This is a genomic window from Azospirillum canadense (assembly GCF_025961225.1).
Classification (GTDB): domain Bacteria; phylum Pseudomonadota; class Alphaproteobacteria; order Azospirillales; family Azospirillaceae; genus Azospirillum; species Azospirillum canadense.
In genome coordinates this window covers 1,164,563-1,187,338 of record NZ_JAOQNG010000007.1, presented here as the reverse complement: position 1 = coordinate 1,187,338, position 22,776 = coordinate 1,164,563, and the positions used below count along the sequence as shown (strand labels likewise).

General features: G+C 69.1%; 25 protein-coding genes. 19 read left to right on the top strand and 6 right to left on the bottom strand.

The genetic code is table 11. The features are described 5' to 3' along the window. Nucleotides 1-44: 44 nt before the first annotated feature. Nucleotides 45-503 (bottom strand): MarR family winged helix-turn-helix transcriptional regulator, encoded by a 459-nt coding sequence (locus tag M2351_RS33120; RefSeq protein WP_264660242.1) that lies wholly within the window; start codon nucleotides 501-503, stop codon nucleotides 45-47. A 110-nt stretch (nucleotides 504-613) separates the two neighbouring features. Beyond that, nucleotides 614-1,549, bottom strand: a complete 936-nt coding sequence (locus M2351_RS33115) for a sensor histidine kinase (RefSeq protein WP_264660241.1) — start codon at nucleotides 1,547-1,549, stop codon at nucleotides 614-616. 179 nt (nucleotides 1,550-1,728) lie between these two features. Between M2351_RS33115 and M2351_RS33110 the strand changes: the two genes are divergently transcribed. After that, nucleotides 1,729-2,880, top strand: a complete 1,152-nt coding sequence (locus tag M2351_RS33110) for an IS110 family transposase (protein ID WP_454464601.1) — start codon at nucleotides 1,729-1,731, stop codon at nucleotides 2,878-2,880. A 292-nt stretch (nucleotides 2,881-3,172) separates the two neighbouring features. Here M2351_RS33110 and M2351_RS33105 read toward each other — a convergent pair whose 3' ends face one another. Together M2351_RS33105 and M2351_RS33100 are read right to left on the bottom strand one after the other, a co-directional pair. Continuing rightward, nucleotides 3,173-3,442, bottom strand: coding sequence for a hypothetical protein (locus M2351_RS33105; protein WP_264660239.1), 270 nt, complete (start codon nucleotides 3,440-3,442; stop codon nucleotides 3,173-3,175). After that, nucleotides 3,439-4,179, bottom strand: coding sequence for a response regulator (locus M2351_RS33100; RefSeq protein WP_264660238.1), 741 nt, complete (start codon nucleotides 4,177-4,179; stop codon nucleotides 3,439-3,441). Before M2351_RS33100 ends, M2351_RS33105 begins: the two co-directional genes overlap by 4 nt. 308 nt (nucleotides 4,180-4,487) lie before the next feature. On the opposite strand from M2351_RS33100, the gene M2351_RS33095 reads away from it, so the two are divergent. The 18 genes from M2351_RS33095 (at nucleotide 4,488) to M2351_RS33010 (ending at nucleotide 21,564) form a co-directional block, all read left to right on the top strand. Continuing rightward, the gene (locus tag M2351_RS33095) at nucleotides 4,488-6,242 is read left to right on the top strand and encodes a cytochrome c biogenesis protein DipZ (RefSeq protein ID WP_264660237.1); all 1,755 of its coding nucleotides are present in this window, start codon (nucleotides 4,488-4,490) and stop codon (nucleotides 6,240-6,242) included. Nucleotides 6,243-6,292: 50 nt separating this feature from the next. Next, entirely contained in the window at nucleotides 6,293-6,955 is a 663-nt protein-coding gene (gene msrA / locus M2351_RS33090; RefSeq protein ID WP_264660236.1) for a peptide-methionine (S)-S-oxide reductase MsrA, read from the top strand. A 42-nt stretch (nucleotides 6,956-6,997) separates the two neighbouring features. Then, complete coding sequence (locus tag M2351_RS33085) at nucleotides 6,998-7,225, top strand: hypothetical protein (protein ID WP_264660235.1); 228 nt, start codon at nucleotides 6,998-7,000, stop codon at nucleotides 7,223-7,225. Beyond that, nucleotides 7,222-7,851 (top strand): maleylacetoacetate isomerase, encoded by a 630-nt coding sequence (gene maiA, locus M2351_RS33080; RefSeq protein WP_264660234.1) that lies wholly within the window; start codon nucleotides 7,222-7,224, stop codon nucleotides 7,849-7,851. Before M2351_RS33085 ends, maiA begins: the two co-directional genes overlap by 4 nt. Before the next feature lie 23 nt (nucleotides 7,852-7,874). Continuing rightward, a complete protein-coding gene (locus M2351_RS33075; RefSeq protein ID WP_264660233.1) occupies nucleotides 7,875-9,146 on the top strand; it encodes an epoxide hydrolase family protein in 1,272 nt (423 codons plus the stop codon). A gap of 90 nt (nucleotides 9,147-9,236) precedes the next feature. Further along, on the top strand, nucleotides 9,237-9,656 hold the full coding sequence (locus M2351_RS33070; protein WP_264660232.1) for a MarR family winged helix-turn-helix transcriptional regulator: 420 nt from the start codon (nucleotides 9,237-9,239) through the stop codon (nucleotides 9,654-9,656). A 142-nt stretch (nucleotides 9,657-9,798) separates the two neighbouring features. After that, a complete protein-coding gene (locus M2351_RS33065) occupies nucleotides 9,799-10,164 on the top strand; it encodes a hypothetical protein (RefSeq protein ID WP_264660231.1) in 366 nt (121 codons plus the stop codon). A 74-nt stretch (nucleotides 10,165-10,238) separates the two neighbouring features. After that, nucleotides 10,239-11,351, top strand: a complete 1,113-nt coding sequence (locus M2351_RS33060) for an efflux RND transporter periplasmic adaptor subunit (RefSeq protein ID WP_264660230.1) — start codon at nucleotides 10,239-10,241, stop codon at nucleotides 11,349-11,351. After that, complete coding sequence (locus tag M2351_RS33055; protein WP_264660229.1) at nucleotides 11,348-14,485, top strand: efflux RND transporter permease subunit; 3,138 nt, start codon at nucleotides 11,348-11,350, stop codon at nucleotides 14,483-14,485. Before M2351_RS33060 ends, M2351_RS33055 begins: the two co-directional genes overlap by 4 nt. Before the next feature lie 53 nt (nucleotides 14,486-14,538). Next, entirely contained in the window at nucleotides 14,539-15,723 is a 1,185-nt protein-coding gene (locus M2351_RS33050; protein WP_264660228.1) for an MFS transporter, read from the top strand. A 196-nt stretch (nucleotides 15,724-15,919) separates the two neighbouring features. Then, a complete protein-coding gene (locus M2351_RS33045) occupies nucleotides 15,920-16,339 on the top strand; it encodes an organic hydroperoxide resistance protein (protein WP_319801956.1) in 420 nt (139 codons plus the stop codon). Between the two features lie 93 nt (nucleotides 16,340-16,432). Beyond that, nucleotides 16,433-16,786 (top strand): hypothetical protein, encoded by a 354-nt coding sequence (locus M2351_RS33040; RefSeq protein ID WP_264660227.1) that lies wholly within the window; start codon nucleotides 16,433-16,435, stop codon nucleotides 16,784-16,786. A gap of 34 nt (nucleotides 16,787-16,820) precedes the next feature. Next, complete coding sequence (locus tag M2351_RS33035; protein ID WP_264660226.1) at nucleotides 16,821-17,276, top strand: hypothetical protein; 456 nt, start codon at nucleotides 16,821-16,823, stop codon at nucleotides 17,274-17,276. Nucleotides 17,277-17,305: 29 nt separating this feature from the next. Beyond that, complete coding sequence (locus M2351_RS33030) at nucleotides 17,306-17,764, top strand: hypothetical protein (RefSeq protein ID WP_264660225.1); 459 nt, start codon at nucleotides 17,306-17,308, stop codon at nucleotides 17,762-17,764. Between the two features lie 80 nt (nucleotides 17,765-17,844). Beyond that, complete coding sequence (locus M2351_RS33025; protein WP_264660224.1) at nucleotides 17,845-18,561, top strand: TVP38/TMEM64 family protein; 717 nt, start codon at nucleotides 17,845-17,847, stop codon at nucleotides 18,559-18,561. Then, nucleotides 18,558-20,015: a dihydrolipoyl dehydrogenase family protein gene (locus M2351_RS33020; RefSeq protein ID WP_264660223.1), complete on the top strand. Its 1,458-nt coding sequence runs from the start codon at nucleotides 18,558-18,560 to the stop codon at nucleotides 20,013-20,015. The genes M2351_RS33025 and M2351_RS33020 overlap by 4 nt, the downstream gene beginning before the upstream one ends. Before the next feature lie 134 nt (nucleotides 20,016-20,149). Beyond that, nucleotides 20,150-20,605: a DUF6130 family protein gene (locus M2351_RS33015; RefSeq protein ID WP_264660222.1), complete on the top strand. Its 456-nt coding sequence runs from the start codon at nucleotides 20,150-20,152 to the stop codon at nucleotides 20,603-20,605. A 155-nt stretch (nucleotides 20,606-20,760) separates the two neighbouring features. Continuing rightward, complete coding sequence (locus M2351_RS33010) at nucleotides 20,761-21,564, top strand: SDR family NAD(P)-dependent oxidoreductase (RefSeq protein WP_264660221.1); 804 nt, start codon at nucleotides 20,761-20,763, stop codon at nucleotides 21,562-21,564. 114 nt (nucleotides 21,565-21,678) lie between these two features. Here M2351_RS33010 and M2351_RS33005 read toward each other — a convergent pair whose 3' ends face one another. After that, a complete protein-coding gene (locus tag M2351_RS33005; RefSeq protein WP_264660220.1) occupies nucleotides 21,679-22,131 on the bottom strand; it encodes a carboxymuconolactone decarboxylase family protein in 453 nt (150 codons plus the stop codon). Between the two features lie 11 nt (nucleotides 22,132-22,142). Beyond that, nucleotides 22,143-22,562, bottom strand: a complete 420-nt coding sequence (locus M2351_RS33000) for a cupin domain-containing protein (RefSeq protein WP_264660219.1) — start codon at nucleotides 22,560-22,562, stop codon at nucleotides 22,143-22,145. Nucleotides 22,563-22,776: the final 214 nt, after the last annotated feature.

Below are 22,776 nucleotides of genomic sequence, written 5' to 3'. Positions count from 1 at the left end.
TTGGACCGCCCGCTGGGATGGCAGGCAGATCGATGGCAGGCGGGTCAATCCCGCTCCGTGGACTCGATGAGGTTGTCGCGCAGGGCCGACACGGCCTTCTGAAGCTTGGCGAACTCCTCCGCCGGCAGGCCGGTCTGCTTCACCAGCGTCATGTTCAGGCCCTTCTCGCGCAGGCGGCGGCCGGCGTCGGTGAGGCGGACCCGGACATGGCGCTCGTCCGCGGGGTCGCGTTGCCGGGTGAGATACCCCAACGCCTCCAGCTTCTTCAAGATGGGCGTCAGCGTGTTGGACTCCAGGAACAGCGTCTCGCCGAGGCCGCGGACCGTCTGGTTGTCCTCCTCCCACAAGGACACGATGGCGATGTACTGCGTGTAGGTCAGGCCGAGTTCCTCCAGGATCGGCTTGTAGGCCCGGCCGAAGGCGAGGTTGGCCGAATAGACCGCGAAGCAGAGGAAATCGGCGAGCCTGGGGCTGGCCGTGTCATCGGGAGTGATGGAGTCCATGGTCATTCTCTCAAGCGCACGGAATTGCGAGGTCTGGCCCTTATATAGATCGCGTCCGATCTGATCGGAAGTATCTCTTTCCGGAAATCAACGAACGGCGAGCGATGCGCTCAGGAAAGCCGGGACGGGAGAAGGGTGATTTCGGCCGACAGCCCGCCATGATCCCGGTTCCGCAACGTCAGCGTTCCGCCGATCGCCTGCGCGAGCTGGTGGGCGATCGCCAGACCGAGCCCGGTGCCGCCGGTCTTGCGGTTGCGCGATTGCTCAAGCCGGACGAAGGGTTGCAGGACGGCCTCCAGCTGGTCCTCCGGAATGCCCGGCCCGTTGTCGAGCACGCGGATGACGATCCGGTCGCCGTCGATCTTGTCCACGGTCACCTCCGCCTCGCCCGCGAACTTCAACGCGTTCTCAATCAGGTTCCTGAGGATGCGGCGCAGGGCGTGCGGACGGGTCATGACGGCCGCCGTGGCCTTCCTGGTCAGGGTGACCGCCCGCCCCGTGTCCTGGTAGTCGAGCACCAGACTGTCCGTGAAGGACCCGATGTCGATGCGCGACGGCTTTTCGGCGTCGCCATGGGCGCTTTTCGCGTAGGCGACGCCTTCGTGCACGAGCCGTTCGATCTCGGTCAGATCCTGCAAGAGCTTGTCCTTCTCCACGCCATCGTCCGCCATTTCCGCGCGAAGCTTCATGCGGGTGATCGGCGTTTGCAGATCGTGGGAGATGGAGGCCAGGATCTGAACGCGCTCTTCCAGGTGATGGGCGATGCGGTCGCGCATCGCGTTGAAGGCCGTCGCGGCGTAGGCGACCTCGATGGGCCCGGTTTCCTGCAGGCGCGGCTCCTTCTTGTTCGGATCCAGCGCATCCGCCGCTTGGGCCAGGTGAACCAGCGGGCGGATCGCCAGGCGAACCGCGAACCAGCTGCATAGGACGAGAAGCAGAAGCTGGACGAGCAGCACGATGGGCAGCCAGTCCGCCAGCGGCATGATGGACGGGACGATGTCGATGGTCAGCGGCTCCCCGTCGCTCAGGCGGAGATGGGCCTGCAACCGGTTGCCGTCGCCTGGGATCGCTTCGACGCGGACGGCGGAGCGCGGACCAAGGGCCTCGCGCAGGGTCGCCGCGATCTCCCCGCCCCGGCGGCTGAGGTCCGGGGTGCCGGCGAGCCCCGGTCCCAGATGCTATGAGGCGGGGCTCCGTGGATGATGGATCATAGGGGGTGTCCCTCATGTGCAAGGAGCCAGCGATGCCGCTTACCAGCCCCGTTGTCGACAGCACGATCTACCTGGCGCTCGAACTCAGCCGCTCCACCTGGCTCGCCGCCATGCGCTTGCCAGGGGCCACCAAGAGTGTCCTGCATCGCATAGCGGCCGGCGACACGGCGGCGCTGCTCGCGTTCATCACGACCCAGCGCGCACGCGTGGAAGCCCGCCTGGGCGCCTCGGTCGCCGTCGTCTCCTGCTTCGAGGCGGGGCGTGACGGCTTCTGGCTGCACCGACTTCTGCTCGCCAATGGTGTGAACAACCATGTCGTTGAGCCGACCAGCATTCTGGTCAACCGCCGTGCTCGGCGGGCCAAGACGGATCGGCTCGACGCGGAGGGGCTGCTGCGGGTGCTGGCGGCTTATCACCGAGGCGATCATCAAGTGTGCAGTGTGCTCCACGTGCCAAGCCCGGCGGAGGAGGATGCCAAGCGCCCGCACCGGGAGCGCGAACACCTGGTCCAGGAACGGGTCCGGATCGAGAACCGCATCGCGGCGCTTCTGGCCACCCAAGGCATTCAGAAGCGGCCATCGTTGCGCTCCTGGACGGACGATCTCGCCGCCTTACGGACGGGTGACGGGCGGGAACTGCCGCCGCATCTGTGCGCGGAGCTCGATCGTTTGAGACGGCGGCTCGTCCTCACCATGGAGCTGATCCGCGAGATCGAAGCCGAACGGACAACGGCTCTTGCGGCCTCGCCGTCCGACCCGACCCAGCGGAAGATGGCGGCCCTTGCCCGCATCCGCGGCATCGGCGACAACTTCGCCGCCGTGCTCACGCGCGAGGTCTTCTACCGCGGCTTCGGCAACCGCCGCCAGCTCGCCAGCTACGTCGGCATCGCTCCAATGCCGCACCAGAGTGGAGCCATGGACCGCGATCGGCGGATCGGGCGAGCCGGAAACCCTCGAGCCCGGACAACCCTCATCCAGCTGGCGTGGTTGTGGCTCCGCTACCAGCCGGGAAGCGGGTTGGCGGAATGGTTCCGTAACCGTGTTGGCGAGCTCGCCGGACGGACGCGGCGGATCGCCATCGTCGCCATGGCGCGCAAGCTTCTGGTCGCGCTCTGGCGCTACATCGAGACCGGAGTGGTGCCGGAGGGCGTCGAACTCAGGGGATAGCACATCGGCGCCGGGCGGCATCGACCGGCGGCGATAAGGGAGCGCGACCGTCTTCGTCATTGGCGACCGAGAGTTGCCGCGTTTCAGGTGGGTCGCGTCTCACCGGGGCCACGCCTCGTGCAAGAGGCATTCTGGTGCGGGACCGCGGCGCGGGCCCGACCGCATGTAAGGTGATGCAGCCGCGGCTGCGCGATTGATCCGCCCCGGACCTTTGCCATGGCACGATCAGGCCAGTTCATTGGCCAGCGACAGGGAGGCAAGGAATGCGCGAGACCCGTTGACAGCTGAACCCTCATGTAAGGATGAAGCGGTAGGTCCGCTTATCCAGCCGCCAGGCCACGTCCTGCCGCTCGTCCCTCGGCAACCGGTCGAGGATGGCGACGGCGGCCGAGACATCCTTTTCCAGCATGCCCAGCATCATGGCCCTGGACGCGTTGTAGCGCTCCAGGAACAGGGCGGCGAAGGACAGGACGTGCGCGATGGTGAGCCCGGCCAACAGGATCAGAAACAGCCTCGCCCCCAAGGTGCGGGGCCAGGAGCGAAGTTGGCGCCACCCGGTCATGAGTAAGGCTCGGAAATCTCGACGCGCATCGCGAACACGTAGCCTTCGCTGCGGACCGTCTTGATGTAGACGGGCTCGCGGGCGTCGTCGTCGAGCCGCTGGCGAAGCCGGCTGACGAGCAGGTCGATGGAACGGTCGAACAGCTCGGCCTCGCGCCCCTGCGTCAGGTTGAGCAGCTGGTCGCGGCTGAGCACCCGCTGCGGATGGTCGAGGAACACGCGCAGCAAACGGTATTCCGCGCCGCTGAGCGCTACCGCCACGCCGTCGCCGTTCAGCAGATGGCGTTGCGTGGTGTCGAGGCGCCACTTTCCAAAGGCCAGGAGTTGCCCGGCCTCCGTGATCTGCAGATTGGGCGGCAGCATCCGGGCGCGGCGCAGGACCGCCTTGATCCGGGCCAGAAGCTCGCGCGCGGCGAAGGGCTTCGCCAAATAATCGTCGGCCCCCATTTCGAGCCCGACAATGCGGTCCATCTCGTCGGACCGCGCCGTCAGCATGAGCACCGGCGTCGCCTTGTGCTTTCCGGCGCGAAGCTCGCGGCACAGGACCAAGCCGTCGTCGCCGGGCATCATCAGATCGAGCACGATGAGATCGACGGAGTTGGCGTCGAGGGCGCTGCGCATCTGCCGGCCGTCCGCGGCAACGGTCACGCGCAATCCGTTCTTCTTGAGATAGGCCGAAAGCAGGTCGCGGATCTCACGATCGTCGTCGACGACAAGAATGTGATCAACGTGATCCATCGTGTTCGCTTCCATCTTGGCCTCCGCCCCATACGTCCACGCGCAGTGTAGGCGTGCGGCGGGGCCGGTTGGGGAACCGTTTGTAAGCAAGTGTATCTGATCCGGCGCGAGATACAGTGCCTGACATTTTTGTCGCCGCGCGCGTGGCGGGGCCTGGAATTCCAGCGCCAGGACCGCTCCGTACAGTGCGATACAAAATCGGCGGGGGCCGGACACAATGGCGATACGTCCGCGTGTCCTGATGCGGCCATGGCTGGCGACGATGCAACGCCGTCCAGCCGACAGGTTCGGCGTCAAAGGTAGCAGCCATGGCATTCATCCTCATCGCCTATGCCGGGGGCATGCTGACGGTCTTCAGCCCCTGCATTCTGCCGATCCTTCCCATCGTCATCGCGCGGGCCAACCGCCCGTTCCTGACGAGCACGCTGCCGATGCTGCTGGCCATGGGATGCATGTTCGCCGGCATCGCCGCGCTCGCGGCGGTCGGCGGCAGCTGGGCGGTCTACGCCAACGCCTACGGGCGGTTCGCGGCGATCGCCCTAGTCGCGGTCTTCGGCGTCGCGCTGATCTCCCCGGCGGTCGCGGGCGTCCTGACCCGCCCGGTCGTCGCGCTCGGCAACCGGCTGGCCCAAACCCCCGCCGGGCAGGACGCCCTTGCGACCACCGGCGGCTCGTTGCTGCTGGGGGTGGCAACCGGCCTGCTCTGGGCGCCCTGCGCCGGACCGATCCTCGGCCTCGTGCTGACGGGTGCGGCGCTTCAGGGCGCGAGCGGACAGACGGTGCTGCTTCTGGCGGCCTACGCGGCCGGCGCGGTGATCCAGCTGGCCATCGCGCTTCTCGCCGGCGGGCGGCTGTTCGCGGCGATGAAGAGGGCCCTTCCCGCGGGCGAAGCGCTGCGCCGGGGCGTCGGCGTCGCGGTGCTCGCCACGGCGGCGGCCATCGCCTTCGGCCTCGACACCAGCCTTCTGGCGCGCCTGTCCTACGCCGGCACCTGGAACGTCGAGCAGGCGCTGTTGGACAGTCTCGACACCGACCATTCGGCCACGGCGCCGACCATGGTCGCGACCTCCGGGACCACCCGGACCTTCAAGAAGGATTATCCGGTGGAAGGTGAATTTCCGTCGCTCGACGGCGCGGTGCACTGGCTGAACTCGCCGCCGTTGAGCCCCGAACAGCTCCGCGGCAAGGTGGTGCTCGTCGATTTCTGGACCTATTCCTGCATCAACTGCATCCGCACCATCCCCTACATCAACGCCTGGGCGGAGAAGTACAAGGACCAGGGGCTCGTGGTTCTTGGCGTCCACGCTCCGGAATTCGCCTTTGAGAAGAAGATCGACAACGTCAAGACCGCCGTTGCGGATTTTCGGATCGGCTTTCCGGTCGCCATCGACAACAACTTCAAGATCTGGCGGTCCTTCCGCAACAGCTACTGGCCGGCCCTTTACTTCATCGACGCCCAGGGACGGATCCGGCACCACCAGTTCGGCGAGGGTGGATACGACAAGGCCGAAAAGGTGATCCAGGATCTGCTCGCCGACGCCGGCCGGCTGAAGGCGGAGAACGACGTCGTTCGGCCGGACGCCGTCGGCGCGCAGGCCGCCCCCGACCTCGCCAACATCCGCTCCTCCGAGACCTACGTCGGCTACGAGCGCGCCGCGAACTTCGCCTCGAACGAGCCGTTTGCCGAGGGGGAGCCGCGGACCTACACGACCGGGCCGCTCCATCTCAACGATTGGGGCCTGTCCGGCGACTGGACGGTGGGGCCGGAGCGCGCGACGCTGACCAAGGCCGGTGGCGCCGTCACCTACCGCTTCAAGGCACGCGACCTCCACATGGTCCTCGGCCCGGGCCCGTCCGGCCAGCCAGTGCGTTTCCAAGTCATGGTGAACGGCAAGCCGCCGGGGGCGGACCACGGGTCCGACACCGACGCCGAGGGACAAGGAACGGTTACGCGAACCCGCCTTTACCAGCTCGTCCGTCAGTCGGGCGCCGTGACGGAGCGGACGTTCGAAATCCGCTTCCTCGACCCCGGCGCCGAAGCGTTCGTCTTCACCTTCGGTTGAGGAGCACAACCATACCCACAGCCTTCCACGCTCGAGCGGGCGCATTCCTGATGGCCGGCGGGCTGCTCGGCGCCGCCGCCTTCAGCACCATGACCTTCGCGGCCGAGGAGCCGAGGCTCGTCCCCGCCGCCCTGCAGGACGTTGCCGCCGGCTCCGGCCCACAGACCGCGGTCTTCGCCGGCGGCTGCTTTTGGGGAACCCAGGGCGTCTTCCAGCACGTCGACGGCGTGATCAGCGCCACGGCCGGCTATGCCGGCGGGAGCGCCGGCACGGCCTCCTACGGCCTCGTGGAGACCGGGTCCACCGGCCACGCGGAGGCCGTCCAGGTCGTGTTCGATCCGCGCAAGGTCAGCTACGGCCAGCTGATGCGGATCTTCTTCTCGGTTGCCCACGACCCCACGCAGGTCGACCGGCAGGGAGCCGACGTCGGCCGGCAATACCGCTCCGCCATTTTCCCGATGAATGACGAACAGGCCAAGTCGGCGTCCGACTACATCGGGCAGCTCGACCAGTCGAAGGTCTTCAAGACGAAAATGGCCACCACCGTCGAAACCGGAAAAACGTTCTACAAGGCGGAGGCCTATCACCAGAACTTCATGGAGGCCAACCCGACGCAGCCGTACATCGCGCTCACCGAGCGGCCGAAGGTCGGCAACCTGCAACGGTTCTTCCCTCAATTCTATCGCGATCAGGCCGTGCTGGTCGCCGATTGAGGCGGCCGTGAACAGGCGCCGCGAACAGGCAAGAGGTTCGATATGCGCACTTACGTCGTTTTGCTGATCGGCGCCGCCGTGCTGCTGGCGCCTTGCGCCTGGGACAGCAGCCCCCACGACGCGGTGGCGCTCTCGCGCGCGCTCTCCCCGTTCCGCCAGCCCGCGGTGGCGTCCGCGGACGGCGGGGTTCCTGCCCAAGCCGCCCCGCAACAGACCGACGCTGCGCCGTCGCGGGTCCGCGTCCTCCGCCAACACAAGGAGCAACCATGATCCTCTACGACAACGGCATCTCCTCCGCCGCCTCGCGTGTCCGCATTGCGCTGGCGCTCAAGGGCGTGGACGTGGTCCGGCAATCCGTGTCCATTCTTGGGCCGGACGCCGGGAGCCGGCAGGCCGGGTATCTGCGGGTAAACCCGCAGGGCCTCGTGCCGACGCTGCTGACGGACGACGGCACGCTGCTCACGCAGTCGCTCGCGATCATCGAATACCTCGACGAGGCCCATCCCGAGCCGCCGCTGCTTCCGCGAAACCCGAAGGAGCGGGCGTTCGCCCGGTCGGTCACGCTGGCGATCGTGTCGGAGACCCACGCCCTGCTGCCGCCCCGGGTCGCGGCGCGCCTGATGGCGCTGCCAGGGGTCGATGAAAGCGCCGTCACGGATTGGAAACGCCATTGGGTCAGCGAAGGCCTGTCGGCGGTCGAAACGCTGATCGGCGCCCGGCGAACGGGCCCCTTCGTGGTGGGGAGCCAGCCCACCGTGGCGGACATCGTCCTGTTCCCCCAGGCCCTGACCACCGACCGCGTCGGCCTGGACATCCGGCAGTGGCCCAACATCGCCGAGATCGTGTCGACCCTGCGCGGCATTCCGGCCTTCGCCGACAACGCGCCGGGTTCCTGATCACACACAGTAAGGAGAAACCCATGGCTCCACAGTCACTGTCGCTCACCCGGCGCGGCCTTCTTGCCGCCTCCATGGCCGCAGGTGCCATCGCTGCGCTGCCCGGCGCGCTGCACGCGGCGGCGGACAACACCGCCATCCGTCCCTTCCGCGTGGCGGTTCCCAAGGAGGATCTCGCCGACCTTCGCCGCCGCTTGGCGGCAACCCGCTGGCCCGACCAGGAGACCGTCGCGGACCGGTCGCAGGGTGTGCGGCTCGCGGCCATGAAGGAGCTGGTGCAGCGCTGGCGGACGGATTACGACTGGCGCAAGGCCGAGGGAAAGCTGAACGCGCACCCGCAGTTCCTGACGGCGATCGACGGCCTCGACATCCACTTCCTGCACGTCCGCTCGCGGCATCCCGACGCGCTGCCGCTGATCATCACCCACGGCTGGCCGGGGTCGGTGTTCGAACTGCTGAAGACCATCGGCCCGCTGACCGACCCGACGGCCCATGGCGGGCGTGCGGAGGACGCCTTCCACCTCGTGATCCCGTCGCTGCCCGGCTTCGGCTTCTCCGGCAAGCCGACGGGCACCGGCTGGGCTCCCGACCGCATCGCGCGCGCCTGGGCGGTGCTGATGGAGCGCCTCGGCTACCGCCGCTACGTCGCGCAGGGCGGCGACTGGGGCGCGCCCGTCTCCCACGCATTGGCGCGCCAGGCGCCGCCGGGCCTGCTGGGCATCCACGTCAACCTTCCGGCGGCGGTGCCGCCCGAGATCGCCGCGGCGCTCGGCGCCGGCGGACCGGTGCCGGCAGACCTCTCCGACAAGGAGCGCGCGGCCTACGATGCGCTCGACACCTTTTTCAAGAAGAACCGAGCCTATTCCGTGATGATGGCCACCCGGCCGCAGACCATCGGCTACGCCCTCACGGACTCTCCCGTCGGGCTGGCCGCCTGGATGTACGACTACAACGGCGGGGAGCCGGAGCGCCTGCTGGCCAAAGACGATTTTCTGGACGACGTCACGCTGTACTGGCTGACGAACAGTGCGGCATCGGCGGCGCGGCTGTATTGGGAGAACGGTCCACGCGGCATCATCGTCGCGTCCGCGCAGAAGACCGCCGACATCGCGCTTCCGGTGGCCGTCACGGTGTTTCCGGGGGAGATTTACCAGGCCCCGGAGAGCTGGGCGCGGCGCGCCTACCGCAATCTGGTCCACTTCCACGAGGTCGACCGGGGCGGTCACTTCGCGGCCTGGGAGGAACCGGACCTGTTCAGCGCCGAACTCCGCGCCGCGTTCCGGCCGCTGCGCTGATCGTCCGCGAGACGACACCACACCCCTTGACAGAAAGGTTGATATCAACCATTATGCCTCATGGACCACGAACACTCCATCCCCAGCGAAATGGCCAAGCTGATTGCCGACCGTTGCCTGTGCCTGGGCGTGCAGCGCGCCAGCCGCATCATCGGGCGCCGCTTCGACGAGGCCCTGCGGCCCCTCGGGCTCAACAACTGGCAGTTTTCGCTGCTGATCAATCTGCTCAAGGCGGAACCGCCGTCGATTGGCAAACTTGCCGATGCCCTGGGTACCGACCGCACGACCATCACCGCCAACGTCAAACCGCTGGAGCGCCGGGGCCTTTTGGAGATCCAGCGCGACAAGGCGGACGCGCGGACCCGGCGCGTTGCGCTGACGGACTCCGGACGCTCGCTTCTGGCCGATGCGGTGGAACGGTGGCGGGAGGTCAACGCCTCGGTCGAACAGGACCTGGACCCCGCCGAACTGGCGGTGTTCAGGTCGGCGTTGCGCCGGCTGGGCTCCTGAACCCTCCCGGGGTTTCAACGGCATTTGGGTTGATATCAATCGTCACGCCGTCACACCATTATATAGGTTGATATCAACCATTTGAGCGTCGAGGACCGGCGCCATCATCCCCGATTTTTCACCATCCACAGAGAGAACGACCATGAACACCACCCTTCGTCTCGCCATCATCGCCGCCACCCTCGCGTCGGCCGCCCCGATCCCGTCCGCCTTCGCCGAGACGGCCCCCCAGACGGCCACCCAGTCCATCGGCGCGGGCGATCTGGCGACGCTCTTCCCGTCCCTCGTCGCGGAGGCACGGGCCAAGACGCCCTCCCCGTCCGACACCGGCATGATCAACACGCATCTGTCCACCGCGGAGTGGCATTGGGCCCGCGGGGAGCAGGCCCAGGCCCTGTCCTACCTGAATTTCGCCCGCGGCAAGCTGGGCCTGAGCCATGTACCGGCGGTTCCCGCCGTGCAGCAGGCCAGCCGCCCGTCCGGCGTCCCAGCCGTGACGGCGCGTTGACGCGGAACGGGGATGGTGCGCCGCAGCGCGGCGCCTCATCCCCGCCACGTTCCTCTCCAAGAGCGAGGCCAACGATGAACACGATCAAGACGCTGCTCCTCACCGGAGGCACGCTGGCGGTGGTGGCCGGCGTTGGCTTCGCGGCGATCAACCGCGCGGGGCCGGCGGCGGCCGAACGAACCGATCCCCGGCAGGATCCGCCCCTCGTCCAGACCGCCACCGTCACGCCGGCCCTGCCGTCGGAGCGCGCCTTCACCGGGGTGGTGTCGGCGCGTGTCCAAAGCAATCTCGGTTTCCGCGTTCCGGGAAAGGTCGTGGAACGCCTCGTCGATGTCGGGCAGAGCGTCCGCGCCGGCCAGCCGCTCATGCGGCTCGACCAGAAGGATCTCGACCTGGCGCTCGCTGCGCGGGAGAGCGCAGTCACCGCGGCGCGCGCCCTGGCGGTCCAGGCCGCGGCGGACGAGGCCCGCTACCGCCAGCTGGTCGCGGACGGCTGGGCGGCCCGCCAGAAATACGACCAGGTCAAGGCCAGCCTCGACAGCGCCAGGGCCCAGCTGTCCACCGCCGAGGCCCAAGCGAAGGTGGCGCGCAACGAGGCCCACTATTCGGCCCTGCTCGCCGACGCCGACGGCACCGTGGTGGAGACCCTGGCCGAACCGGGGCAGGTGGTCGCCCCCGGCCAGACGGTGGTGCGGCTGGCCCACGCCGGCCCGCGCGAGGCGACGGTCTCCCTGCCGGAGACGCTGCGCCCGGCGCTCGGCTCCGTGGCGCAGGCCCGCCTCTACGGCGGGATGTCCGCCCCGTCGCCCGCGCGCCTGCGCCAGCTGGCCGACGCCGCCGATCCGCTGACCCGCACCTACGAGGCCCGCTATGTCCTGGAGGGCAACGCGGCCGACGCGCCGCTGGGCGCGACGGTGTCCCTGTCGATCACCAGCGGAGGGAGCGGCGACCTGGTCGCCGTGCCGATCGGCGCGGTCCACGACGACGGCCGGGCCAGCGGCGTGTGGGTCGTGGACGCCGCGTCCTCCTCCGTCTCCTTCCGGGCCGTCGCCGTCCGCAGCGTCGCCGAGGAGACCGCGCTCGTCTCCGGCGTCAGCGCCGGCGAGCAGGTCGTGGCGCTCGGCGCCCACCTGCTCCACCAGGGGGAGCGCGTCCGCAACGCCAGCCCAAGGATGGCCGCCCGATGACACTCCCCAACCTGTCCGCCCTGGCGGTGCGTGAGCGCGCCGTCACCCTGTTCCTGATCCTGGCCGTGGCGCTGGCCGGATCCTTCGCCTTCCTGAAGCTCGGCCGCGCCGAGGATCCGTCCTTCACCGTCAAGGTGCTGACCGTGACCGCGGCCTGGCCCGGCGCCACCGCGGAAGAGATGCAGAACCTCGTCGCGGAGCCGCTGGAGAAGCGCCTGCAGGAGCTGCGCTGGTACGACCGCGTCGAGACGATCACCCGGCCGGGCTTCGCCTTTATGACGCTGACGCTGCTCGGCAACACGCCGCCGGCCGAGGTCCCGGAGCAGTTCTACCAAGCGCGCAAGAAGCTCGGCGACGAGGCGCGCACCCTGCCCGTCGGCGCGCTCGGGCCGTTCGTCAACGACGAATACTCCGACGTCACCTTCGCGCTCTACGCCCTGAAGGCGCCGGGCATGGCGCCCCGCCTGCTCGCCCGGCAGGCCGAGACGATCCGCCAGCGCCTGCTGCACGTCCCCGGCGTCAAGAAGGTCAACATCCTGGGCGAGCGCCCGGAGCGGATCTTCGTCGAGTTCTCCTACCCGCGCCTCGCCACGCTGGGGGTGCGCGCCCAGGACATCTTCGCCGCACTCCAGCGGCAGAACACGGTCACGCCGGCCGGGTCCATCGAAGCGAAGGGGCCGCAGATCTTCATCCGGCTGGACGGTGCCTACGACGACCTGCAGGCCATCGCCGACACGCCCATCGCGGCGGGCGGCCGGACCCTGAAGCTGTCCGACGTGGCCGAGATTCGTCGCGGCTACGAGGACCCTGCCACCTTCCTGATCCGCCACCAGGGCGAGCCCGCGCTGGTGCTCGGCGTGATCATGCAGGAGGGGTGGAACGGTCTCGACCTCGGCAAGGCGCTGGAGGCGGAGACCAAGGCCATCGCCGACGGCCTGCCGCTGGGCATGACCGTCGCGAAGATCACCGACCAGGCGGTCAACATCACCCAGGCCGTCGGCGAGTTCATGGTCAAGTTCTTCATGGCGCTGGGCGTGGTGCTGCTGGTCAGCCTGCTCAGCCTCGGCTGGCGCGTCGGGATCGTGGTCGCTGCGGCCGTGCCGCTGACGCTCGGCATGGTCTTCCTGATCATGCTGGAAACCGGCCGCGCCTTCGACCGCATCACGCTGGGCGCGCTGATCCTGTCGCTCGGCCTGCTGGTCGACGACGCCATCATCGCCATCGAGGCCATGGTCGTGAAGATGGAAGAAGGGCTGGACCGCATCCAGGCCGCCGCCTACAGCTGGAGCCACACGGCCGCCCCCATGCTGTCGGGCACGCTGGTCACGGTGATCGGCCTGATGCCGGTCGGCTTCGCCCAGTCCAGCGCCGGCGAATACGCGGGCAACATTTTCTGGATCGTCGGCTTCGCCCTGATCGCCTCCTGGATCGTGGCGGTGTCCTTCACGCCGTACCTGGGCGTGAAGCTGCTGCCGGCGATCAAGCCGGTGGCCGGCGGGCACGGCGCGATCTACGACACGCCGACCTACCGCCGCTTCCGCGGCCTCGTCGTCTGGTCGATCCGGCACAAGGCGCTGGTCGCTGTCGCGGTGCTCGCCCTGTTTGTCGCCGCGGGCGCCGGGATGGGCTCGGTCAAGAAGCAGTTCTTCCCGACCTCCGACCGCCCCGAGCTGCTGGTCGAGGTGCAGATGCCCGAGGGCACCGGCATCGAGGCCACCCAGGCCGCCACCACCAAGCTGGAGGGTTGGCTGAAGCAGCAGCCCGAGGCGACCGTGGTCACGGCCTATGTGGGCCAGGGCGCGCCGCGCTTCTTCCTCGCCTACAACCCGGAGCTTCCCGACCCGTCCTTCGCCAAGGTCATCGTGCTGACCCCGGACGCGGAGGCGCGCGACGCCCTGAAGGAGCGCCTGCGCGTTCGCATCGCCGAGGGTCTGGCCCCCGAGGCGCGGGTGCGCGTCAGCCAGCTCGTCTTCGGGCCCTACTCGCCCTTCCCCGTGGCCTTCCGGGTCATGGGGCCGGACCCGGCGGTGGTGCGCGGCATCGCCGACCAGGTGCGGGACGTCATGCGCGCCAACAGCAGCACGCGCCAGGTCAGCCAGGACTGGGGCGAGCGGTCGCCGACCGTCCGCTTCGTGCTCGACCAGGAGCGGCTGCGGCAGATCGGGCTGACGTCCGCCGAGGTCGCCCAGCAGCTCCAGTTCCTGCTGACCGGCGTGACCGTCACCCAGGTGCGCGAGGACATCCGCACCGTGGCGCTGGTGGCCCGCAGCCTGGGGGCCGGTCGGTTCGACCCGGCGCGGCTCGGCGACTTCACGCTGCTGTCCCAGGATGGCCGCACGATCCCGCTCGACCAGATCGGCCACGCGGAGGTGCGCATGGAGGACCCGATCCTCAAGCGGCGCGACCGCACCCCGACCATCACCGTGCGCAGCGACATCGACGAGGCCCGGCAGCCGCCGGACGTCTCCCTTGAGGTCTGGCGGGCCTTGCAGCCGGTCGTCGCCAAACTGCCCCAGGGCTACCGCATCGAGATCGCCGGCCCGATCGAGGAGGCCGGCAAGGCCAACGCGGCGCTCGCCAAGGTCTTCCCGGTCATGCTGGTCTTGATGCTCACGGTCGTGATGCTTCAGGTGCGGTCGTTCCCGGCGCTGTTCATGGTGATGCTGACCGCCCCGCTCGGGCTGGTCGGCGCGGTCCCGACACTGCTGCTGTTCCACCAGCCGTTCGGCTTCAACGCCATCCTGGGCCTGATCGGCCTGGCCGGCATCCTGATGCGCAACACGCTGATCCTGATCGGCCAGATCCACACCAACCAGGAAGAGGGCCTCGCCCCCTACCACGCGGCGGTGGAGGCCACGGTGCAGCGCGCCCGGCCGGTCATCCTGACGGCGCTCGCCGCGGTGCTGGCCTTCATCCCGCTGACCCATTCCGTGTTCTGGGGGCCGATGGCCTACACGCTGATCGGCGGGACCGCGGTCGGCACGGTGCTGATTCTGGTCTTCCTGCCGGCCCTCTACGCCCTCTGGTTCCGCGTGCGGCCCGCAGATGCCGACGGCCTTCAAGCCGCCCGGCTGGAGGGCGCCCGGCTGGAAGGCGAACGTCCGGTTCCCCCGGAAGCCCTTCCCGCGGGCTGAGCCGTCCACTCCCCCTCCAGGCTAATTCCTGTCAACACAGAAAGGTCCTTTCCATGGATCGTCGCCTTCTCATGCTCGCCCTTGGCATGTTCGCCATGGGCACCGACAGCTTCGTCGTCGCCGGCATCCTGCCAAGCGTCGCCGCCTCCTTGAACACCTCCGTGAGCCTCGCCGGGCAGATGGTCACCGTCTACGCGCTGACCGTCGCGGTGCTGGCCCCCGTCATGGCCGCGGTCGGCGGCGGATGGCCGCGCAAGCCCCTGCTGGTGGCGGCGCTGGGCATCTTCGTCCTGGGCAACGCGATCAACGCGCTGGCGTCCGACCTGAACACGGTCCTGGTCGGCCGCGCGGTGGCCGGGCTCGGCGCGGCGATGTTCTCGCCCACCGCACTCGGCATCGCCGCCGCGCTCGTCGCCCCCGAACGGCGGGGCCGCGCCCTGGCCACGGTGACCGCCGGCCTTGCCGGCGCCACGGCGCTGGGCGCACCGCTCGGCACCTTCATCGGGGGTTTTGGCAGCTGGCGCACCACGCTCTGGTTCGTCGCGGCGCTCGGCCTGGTCACGATGATCGGCGTGGGCGTCCTGCTCCGGTCCGTACCGCAGCCCCCGCGCGTCACGCTGCGCGAACGCTTCGCTCCGGTCCGCGACATCCGCATCGCGCTGACGCTGCTGACGACGCTCTTCGCCTTCGGCGGGTTCCTGATGGTCTACAACTATTCCAGCCTCGTGTTCGACCGCGTGACCGGCGGGGACGAGCGCACGCTCGCCGCGCTGTTCCTGTTCTGGGGTGTCGCCGCGACCCTCGGCAATCTGCTGGCCGGCCGTCTGGTCGACCGCTTCGAGAGCCGGACGATCATCGTCGCCGCGCTGGCGATCGCGATCGGGAACTTCTGCCTGCTGCCCTGGACCTCCGCCCACCCCGTGACCGCCGTGCTCGCCCTGCTGGTGTGGGGGTGCTGCGGCTGGGGGCTGATCGTTCCGCAGCAGCATCGCCTCGTGAAGACGGCGCCTCAGGTGGCCCCCCTGCTGATGGCGCTGAACAACACCGCGCTCTACGCCGGCATCGCCTGTTCGAGCGTCCTCGGCGGCGTGGTGATCGTCGTCATCGACCAGCACTATCTGAGCCTCGTCGGCGCGGCGCTGATCGCGGTCGCCTTCGTGCTGGCGGAGGCGGCCTACGCGTTCATCGTGCTGCGGGCCCGCCAAGCGGCTCCCGCCGCCCTCGCCCAGGGTTCCTGAACCCGCTCCGGCGCGCCGCCGGGGCGCCGGACACCCTTCCCGCCGTTCCGCTCGCAAAAACGTGATCGGCTGAGACCCAAGTCAGTCGCATCCGATGAGATCGGACAGTTGACTCTCCGGCCCGCTTGGCGCATTTTTCAATCGCATCCGATCTTATCGGAACCGAACACAAACGCTCCCGACGAAGGACCCCACCATGCCCCACCTGCAGAAAGTGCTGTACACCGGCAAGACCCACACCTCCGCCGGAGGGCGCGACGGCACCGCCCGCAGCGACGATGGCCGCCTGGACATCGCGCTGAGGTCGCCCGGCAAGCCGGGCAACGGCACCAACCCAGAACAGCTGTTCGCCGCGGGCTGGTCCGCCTGCTTCATCGGCGCGATCCAGATCGCCGCCCGCAACGCGAAGGTCGCTCTGCCGGCCGAACTCGCGGTCGACGCCGAGGTGGATCTCGGCCTGACCGAGGGCGTGTACGGCCTCGCCGCCCGCCTCAACGTCAGCCTGCCGGGTGTGGAGCGCGACACCGCGCAGGCCCTGGTCCAGGCGGCCCACCGCACCTGCCCCTACTCGCTGGCCACCCGCGGCAACATCGACGTGACGATCACCGTCGTCTGACCCGCACCGTCGTCTGACCCGGCCCCATCACGGACGGCCTGTCTACGCACCGCGGGCAGGCCGTCCGACCCCAACACCGCCATGGAGACGATCATGAACATTCGCACGATTGCCGCGTCCGCCGTTCTTTCGTCCGCGCTGCTGACCTCCACCGCCGGCATCGCCGCCGCCGCCAACGGCGCATCCGGCACGCCCGAGAGCTTCGCTACCCAACTCAGCGACGCGAAGACCGCTCTGGTGGAGCGCAACACCGGCACGATCGGCCGGGAGGAGCGCAACGAGGCCAGTAAGTATCTCACCATGGCGGCGTCGCTGTGGGACCAGGGCGACGCCGCGAAGGCGCAGCAGTTCCTGACCTTCGGGCGCGGCTTTCTCGGGCTGAAGACGGCGCCGACGGCCGTCACCGTGGCCCGGCGCGTGGACGGGCAGACGCCCACCGTCCGCTGACGTGGCGGCACCCCCATCACGAGAAAGTCTTTCCATGCGCACGATTCCGACACGGCTGTTCCTCGGCTTTCTGGCCGGCGGCCTATCACACCTGATTTTTCAGGACGGCCTGCTGGCCATCCTCCACTTCGCGTATCTGGAGCCGGCCCTGCCCTGGAGCCTGAAGCCGGTGCCGCCGCTGGGCGTGCCGCTGAGCCTCAACCTGGCCTTCTGGGCCGGGCTTTGGGGCGTGGCCTACGCCGCGCTCGAACCGCGGCTGACCGCCCGCTTCGGCTGGCTTCCGGGCGGGCTCGTCTACGGCATTCCGCCGCTGGCCGTCTTCTGGTTCGTCGTGCTGCCGCTGAAGGGGCTCGGCGTCGGTGGCGGTTTCAACCCGCTCTACATCGCCCTTCACCTGATCTACGGCCTCGGCACGGCGATCCTGTTCCGGTCCGCCTTCGCCGCCGCACGGCGGCCGGACCGGACGTCACCGGACGCGCTGCCCGGCTGACCGCCCGGATCGTCGACAGGTTTTTTCCCATGTTTCGCACATCAACGCGCCTGTGCGTCGGCTTCCTCGCTGGAATCCTGTCGCACTTGCTCCTGGAAGACGGGCTCCGCGTTCTCCTCTACCTCGCGCACCTCGTCCCCGCCCTGCCCTGGAGCCTGGCGCCCGTACCTCCCCTCGGCGTTCCGGCAAGCCTCAACGCGGCGTTCTGGGACGGGCTCTGGGGACTGGCCTACGCTCTGGTCGAGCGGCGGCTGACCGCCAGCGTCGGGCGAGAACTGGGCGGGCTCCTCTTCGGCATCTTCCCCCTGCTTGTGCACTGGTTCGTCGTGCTGCCGCTGAAGGGGCTGGGCGTCGGCGGCGGCTTCCCTTCCGCGGCGGTGCCGTTCGACATCGCCTTCAACACGATTTTCGGCATCGGCACGGTGGTCTTCTTCCGGGTCCTCCTCGGCTTCCCCCGCCGCTGCACACACGGAGAGATCCGGCAATGACAAGCTTTACACCCCCAAACGTTACACCCCATCGACCGCACGGCGACGGCGGCCCGGTCGCCGCAGCGCCGGCAACGTCCTTGACGCTTCGGCTGCTGGCCGTCGGTTTGGTGGTCGCGGCGGTCGTCGCCGTCCTGAAGATCACCGGAGCGTTCGATTACCTCAGCTTCGCCGCCCTGGCCCGCAACCACGACTGGCTGGTCGGCCGGATGGACAGCCTGGGCGTCGGCGCGCCCGTGCTGTTCGTCCTCGTCTACGCCGTCTGCACCGCTCTGTCGCTGCCCACCGGCCTGCTGCTGTCGACGCTGGGCGGCTTCCTGTTCGGAACCGCGTGGGGCGGGCTGTGCACCCTGATTGGGGCGACACTGGGCGCCACGGCCGTCTTCCTGGCGGCCAAGACCGTCCTCGGCGACCTGCTGCGCGCCCGCGCCGGCCCCTTTCTGCAAAAGCTGGAGGCAGGCTTTCGCGAGGACGAACTGAGCTACATGCTCGTGCTCCGGCTGGTGCCGCTGTTCCCCTTCTGGCTCGTCAACCTGGCGCCCGCGTTCCTGGGGGTCCGCACGGCGACCTTCGTCATCGGCACCTTCGTCGGGATCATCCCGGGGGTCCTGGTCTACACCAGCGTCGGCACCGGCCTCAGCGCCATCCTGGACAGCGGCGGCACGCCGGACGGCTCCGCCTTTCTCCAGCCGCGCGTGCTCCTTCCCGTCATCGGCCTCGCCGTCCTGGCCCTGGTTCCGGTCATCCACAAGCGGTTCCGGCGCGGCGCGCCGCAGCCCGCGGGGAAACTGCCATGAGCAACACGACCAAGAGCAACATCGGCAACAGCATCCTCGACGTCGACATCTGCGTCATCGGCGCCGGCTCCGGCGGGTTGTCGGTGGCCGCCGGCGCGGCCCAGCTCGGCGCCTCCACCGTGCTCATCGAGCGCCACCGGATGGGCGGCGACTGCCTCAACACCGGCTGCGTGCCGTCGAAGGCCCTGCTGGCCGCCGGAAAGGCGGCCCACCGCTGGCGCGGCGAGCGGGCGCTGGGCGTCGAGTATGCGCCGCCCGGCGTCGATTTCGCGGCGGTCAACCGGCACGTCCACGAGGTGATCGCCGCGATCGCGCCGAACGATTCTATCGAGCGCTTTGAAGGGCTCGGCGTCCGGGTCATCCAGGGCACCGCCCGCTTCGCCGGCCCGCGCGAGGTCGTGGCCGGGGACACGCGGATCCGCGCCCGGCGCTTCGTCATCGCCACCGGGTCGAGCGCGACCGTGCCGCCGATCCCCGGACTGGACGGCGTGCCGTATTTCACCAACGAGACGGTGTTCGACAACACCGTGCTGCCGCGCCACCTCATCGTCATCGGCGGCGGGCCGATCGGCCTGGAGATGGCGCAGGCCCATCGCGCCCTCGGCGCCGAGGTGACCGTACTGGAGGCCGCCCGCGTCCTGCCGAAGGACGACCCCGAACTGGCGACGCTGCTGCGCCAGCAGTTCGTCAACGAGGGCATCGCCGTCCGCGAGCGGGTCAAAATCCTGCGGGTCGAGCCGGACGGGGACGGCGTCGCCTTGGTGCTCGACACCGGGGAGGGCGACGAGGAGCGGATCACGGGCTCGCATATTCTGGTCGCCGCCGGACGGCGGCCAAACGTCGCCGGGCTCGACCTTGAGAAGGCCGGCATCGCGTATGGCCCGCGCGGCATCACCGTCGATGCGCGGCTGCGCACCAGCAACCGGCGCGTCTTCGCCATCGGCGACGTGGCCGGCGGGCCGCAGTTCACCCATGTGGCCGGCTACCACGCCGGCATCGTGATCCGCAACGCGCAGTTCCGCCTGCCCGCCAAGGTGGACTACCGGGCATTGCCCTGGGTGACCTACACGGAGCCGGAGTTCGCCCATGTCGGCCTGACCGAGGAGCAGGCCCGCGCCGCGCACGGCGACGCCATCACGGTCCTGCGCTGGCCGTTCGTCGAGAACGACCGCGCCCAGACGGAGCGCAAGACCTCCGGCCTCGTGAAGGCGGTCACGACGAAATCGGGCAAGATCCTCGGCGCCTCCATCCTGGGTGCCGAGGCCGGCGAGCTGATCCAGGTCTGGACGCTGGCGATCGGCCAGGGGCTCACCGTCAAGGCGCTGGCCGGGATGATCGTGCCCTACCCGACGCTGGGTGAGGTCAGCAAGCGCGCCGCGGGCAGCTTCTACACCCCGAAGCTGTTCGGCGAACGCACCCGGCGGCTGGTGCGGCTGCTGTCCTGGTTCGGCTGACGCAATGAATCTTTGTACCGCCGTGTATCCGCTCGTGAGCGCTGGACAGTCTGATACAAAAAGCCGTTCCGCCGGATACATTCGGGCGACTTGGGTGCGTCACAACAACGTGCATGAACGCACCGGAGCACCCTATGACCATCCGCCGCATCGCCACCATCGCCATGACAACCGCCCTGACGGCCGCCGCGCTGACCGCGGGCACCGCCTTCGCCCACGGCACCAAGGACGGTTCCGGCCATTCGCCGATCATCCCCATCGAGAACGAGCCGGCGCCCACGCTGATCGTCGACCCGCCGCTCCCCGGTCCGCTGGCGCGGGGCGCCGTCCTGATCGCCTACCGGACGGAGAATTTCCGCGTCGTGCCGGTGCTCGGGGCGGCCGCCCGCAACGTCTCTCCGCGGGTCGGGCATCTGCATGTGACCGTCGACGACCTGCCCTGGCACTGGGGGGACTTCAGCAACACCGACACCATCGTCGTGGTCGGTATGCCGCCCGGTCCGCACAAGTTGCTGGTCGAGCTGTCCGATCCGGAGCACCACATCCTCGCCGCGCAGACAGTGACGTTCACGGTGCCCGATCCGACGTGACGGCGCACGAACGACGGGGCCGCAGCTGAGCACCGACGCTCCCCAACCACGTCCGAAAACGACGTCTCTATGACATTCCAGTCGCCGACCTCCTCGCATAGGCTTCAACCAACGCCGCCGCAACATCGCCGGCGGTCCGCAGAAGGAACGAGACCATGAGCAGCAAGGGAACCGCGCTCGTCACGGGCGCCTCATCCGGCATCGGCGCCGTCTACGCCGACCGTCTGGCCGCACGCGGGCACGGCCTGATCCTGGTGGCGCGCAATGCCGAGCGCCTCGCCAGCCAAGCCGACGCGATCCGCAGCCGGCACGGCGTCGCGGTGCGCACCGTTACCGCCGACCTGACCGACGCGGAGCAGCTCCGGTCGGTGGAGCGCATCCTGGCCACGGACGAGGCCGTCACCCTGCTGGTCAACAACGCGGGCTTCGGCGGCGCCGGGCCGCTCCTCCAGTCCGACGCCGACCGCATGGAAGAGATGATCGGCATCAACGTCACCGCCCTGACCCGGCTGAGCTACGCGGTGGCCCCGCGCTTCGTCGCCCGCGGCGGCGGCACCATCGTCAACATCGCGTCCATCGTGGCGATCGGGCCGGAGATCCTGAACGGTGTCTACGGCGCGACGAAGGCCTTCGTGCTCGCCTTCAGCCAGTCGCTGCGCAAGGAGCTGTCCGACCAGGGCGTCCGCGTCCAGGTGGTGCTGCCCGGCGCCACGGCGACCGACTTCTGGAATACCGCCGGCCTGCCGGTCGACAACCTGCCGCAAGCCTGGGTGATGTCCGCGACCGACCTGGTGGACGCGGCGCTGGTCGGGCTGGACCGCGGCGAGTTCGCGACCATCCCCTCCCTCCAGGACGGCGCCCAGTGGGACGCCTACGAGGCGGCCCGGCAGGCGATGCTGCCCAACCTGTCCAGCGCCACCGTGGCGCCCCGCTACGGCCTGGGCAAGGCGCGGGCCTGAGGGCAGCGCCCGCGCAAGGCCGTGGTCATGGGCCTCCGCAAGACGAAAGAAAGGGGGGCCGGCGCGCAAACGCCGGCCCCCTTGTCGCTGAAGCGGGGCGTTACCGCGCCACCGTTACCGGGCCACCGCCGCCGGGGTCGCGCGGAAGCTGATGGCGATGCGGTTGTAGACGTTCATCAGCCCGACCGCGATGGTCAGGTCGACGCGCTCCTTCTCCGAGAACTGCGCCGAGACGGCTTGGTACTCCTCGTCGGGAATGGCGGTGTCCGCCACCCGGGTCACCGTCTCCGACCAGCGCAGGGCGGCGCGCTCCTGGTCTGTGAACAGCGCGCCGGCTTCGTGCCAAGCCGGCACCAGCACCAGCTTGTCCACGCTCATGCCGCCCTTGAGCAGGTCGCGGCTGTGCATGTCGATGCAGTAGGCGCAGCCGTTGATCTGCGACACCCGGAGGAAGACGAGGTTGATCAGCTCGGCCGGCAGGCCGCTCTGGCTGAGGTAGCCGTACACCCCGCCCAAGGCCTTCATGCCGGCGGGCGCGATGGCGTTGTAGTCGAGACGCTGGGTCATGGCGGTGCTCCTCAATGAGAATCGGTGGTGGTCAGGGGGGTATCGCCGCTGTCGATGACGAAGACGGCGAGCAGGCGCGCCGGCTCGGTGGCGCTGGCATTCTCGCTGACGCGGTGGTGGGCGCCCGGCGGTTCGAAGAAGCTCTCGCCGGCGCGATAGACCTTGTCCGGGCCATCATCGACTTGGCTGCGGATCGCACCGGACAGCACATAGGCGTAAATGAAGGCCGACTTTGCGTGATGGTGCGGCTCCGTCTTGCCGCCCGGCGGGTACTCGACGACGACGGAGAGGAGGGTCTTGCCGGGACTGTTGGGAATGGCGTGCTGGAAGGTGGGCGTCACGGTTTCGTGGCCGGGCTGCGCGGTGTGCGCGGCGGCGGGAGCCGCGAGAACGGCGAGCCAGCCGGCAGCGGCGAGAGAGCGCAGGTGCATCGGTCGGTCCTCGGTTGATGGTCGCTTCGGGGAGGATGCGCCTCCGGCCGGTCGGACATAAGGACCAAGAGCGAAGAGAATCTCTGTACCATCGGCTTCGCCTTGTTGCCCCTAAAAACGCAGATAACGTCGGTGTGCGTTTTTTGCTTGCGGCACAGAACGTGGACAAATATAGTCCGTGTTAAGACGGACATGACCACCACTGATGACCAGG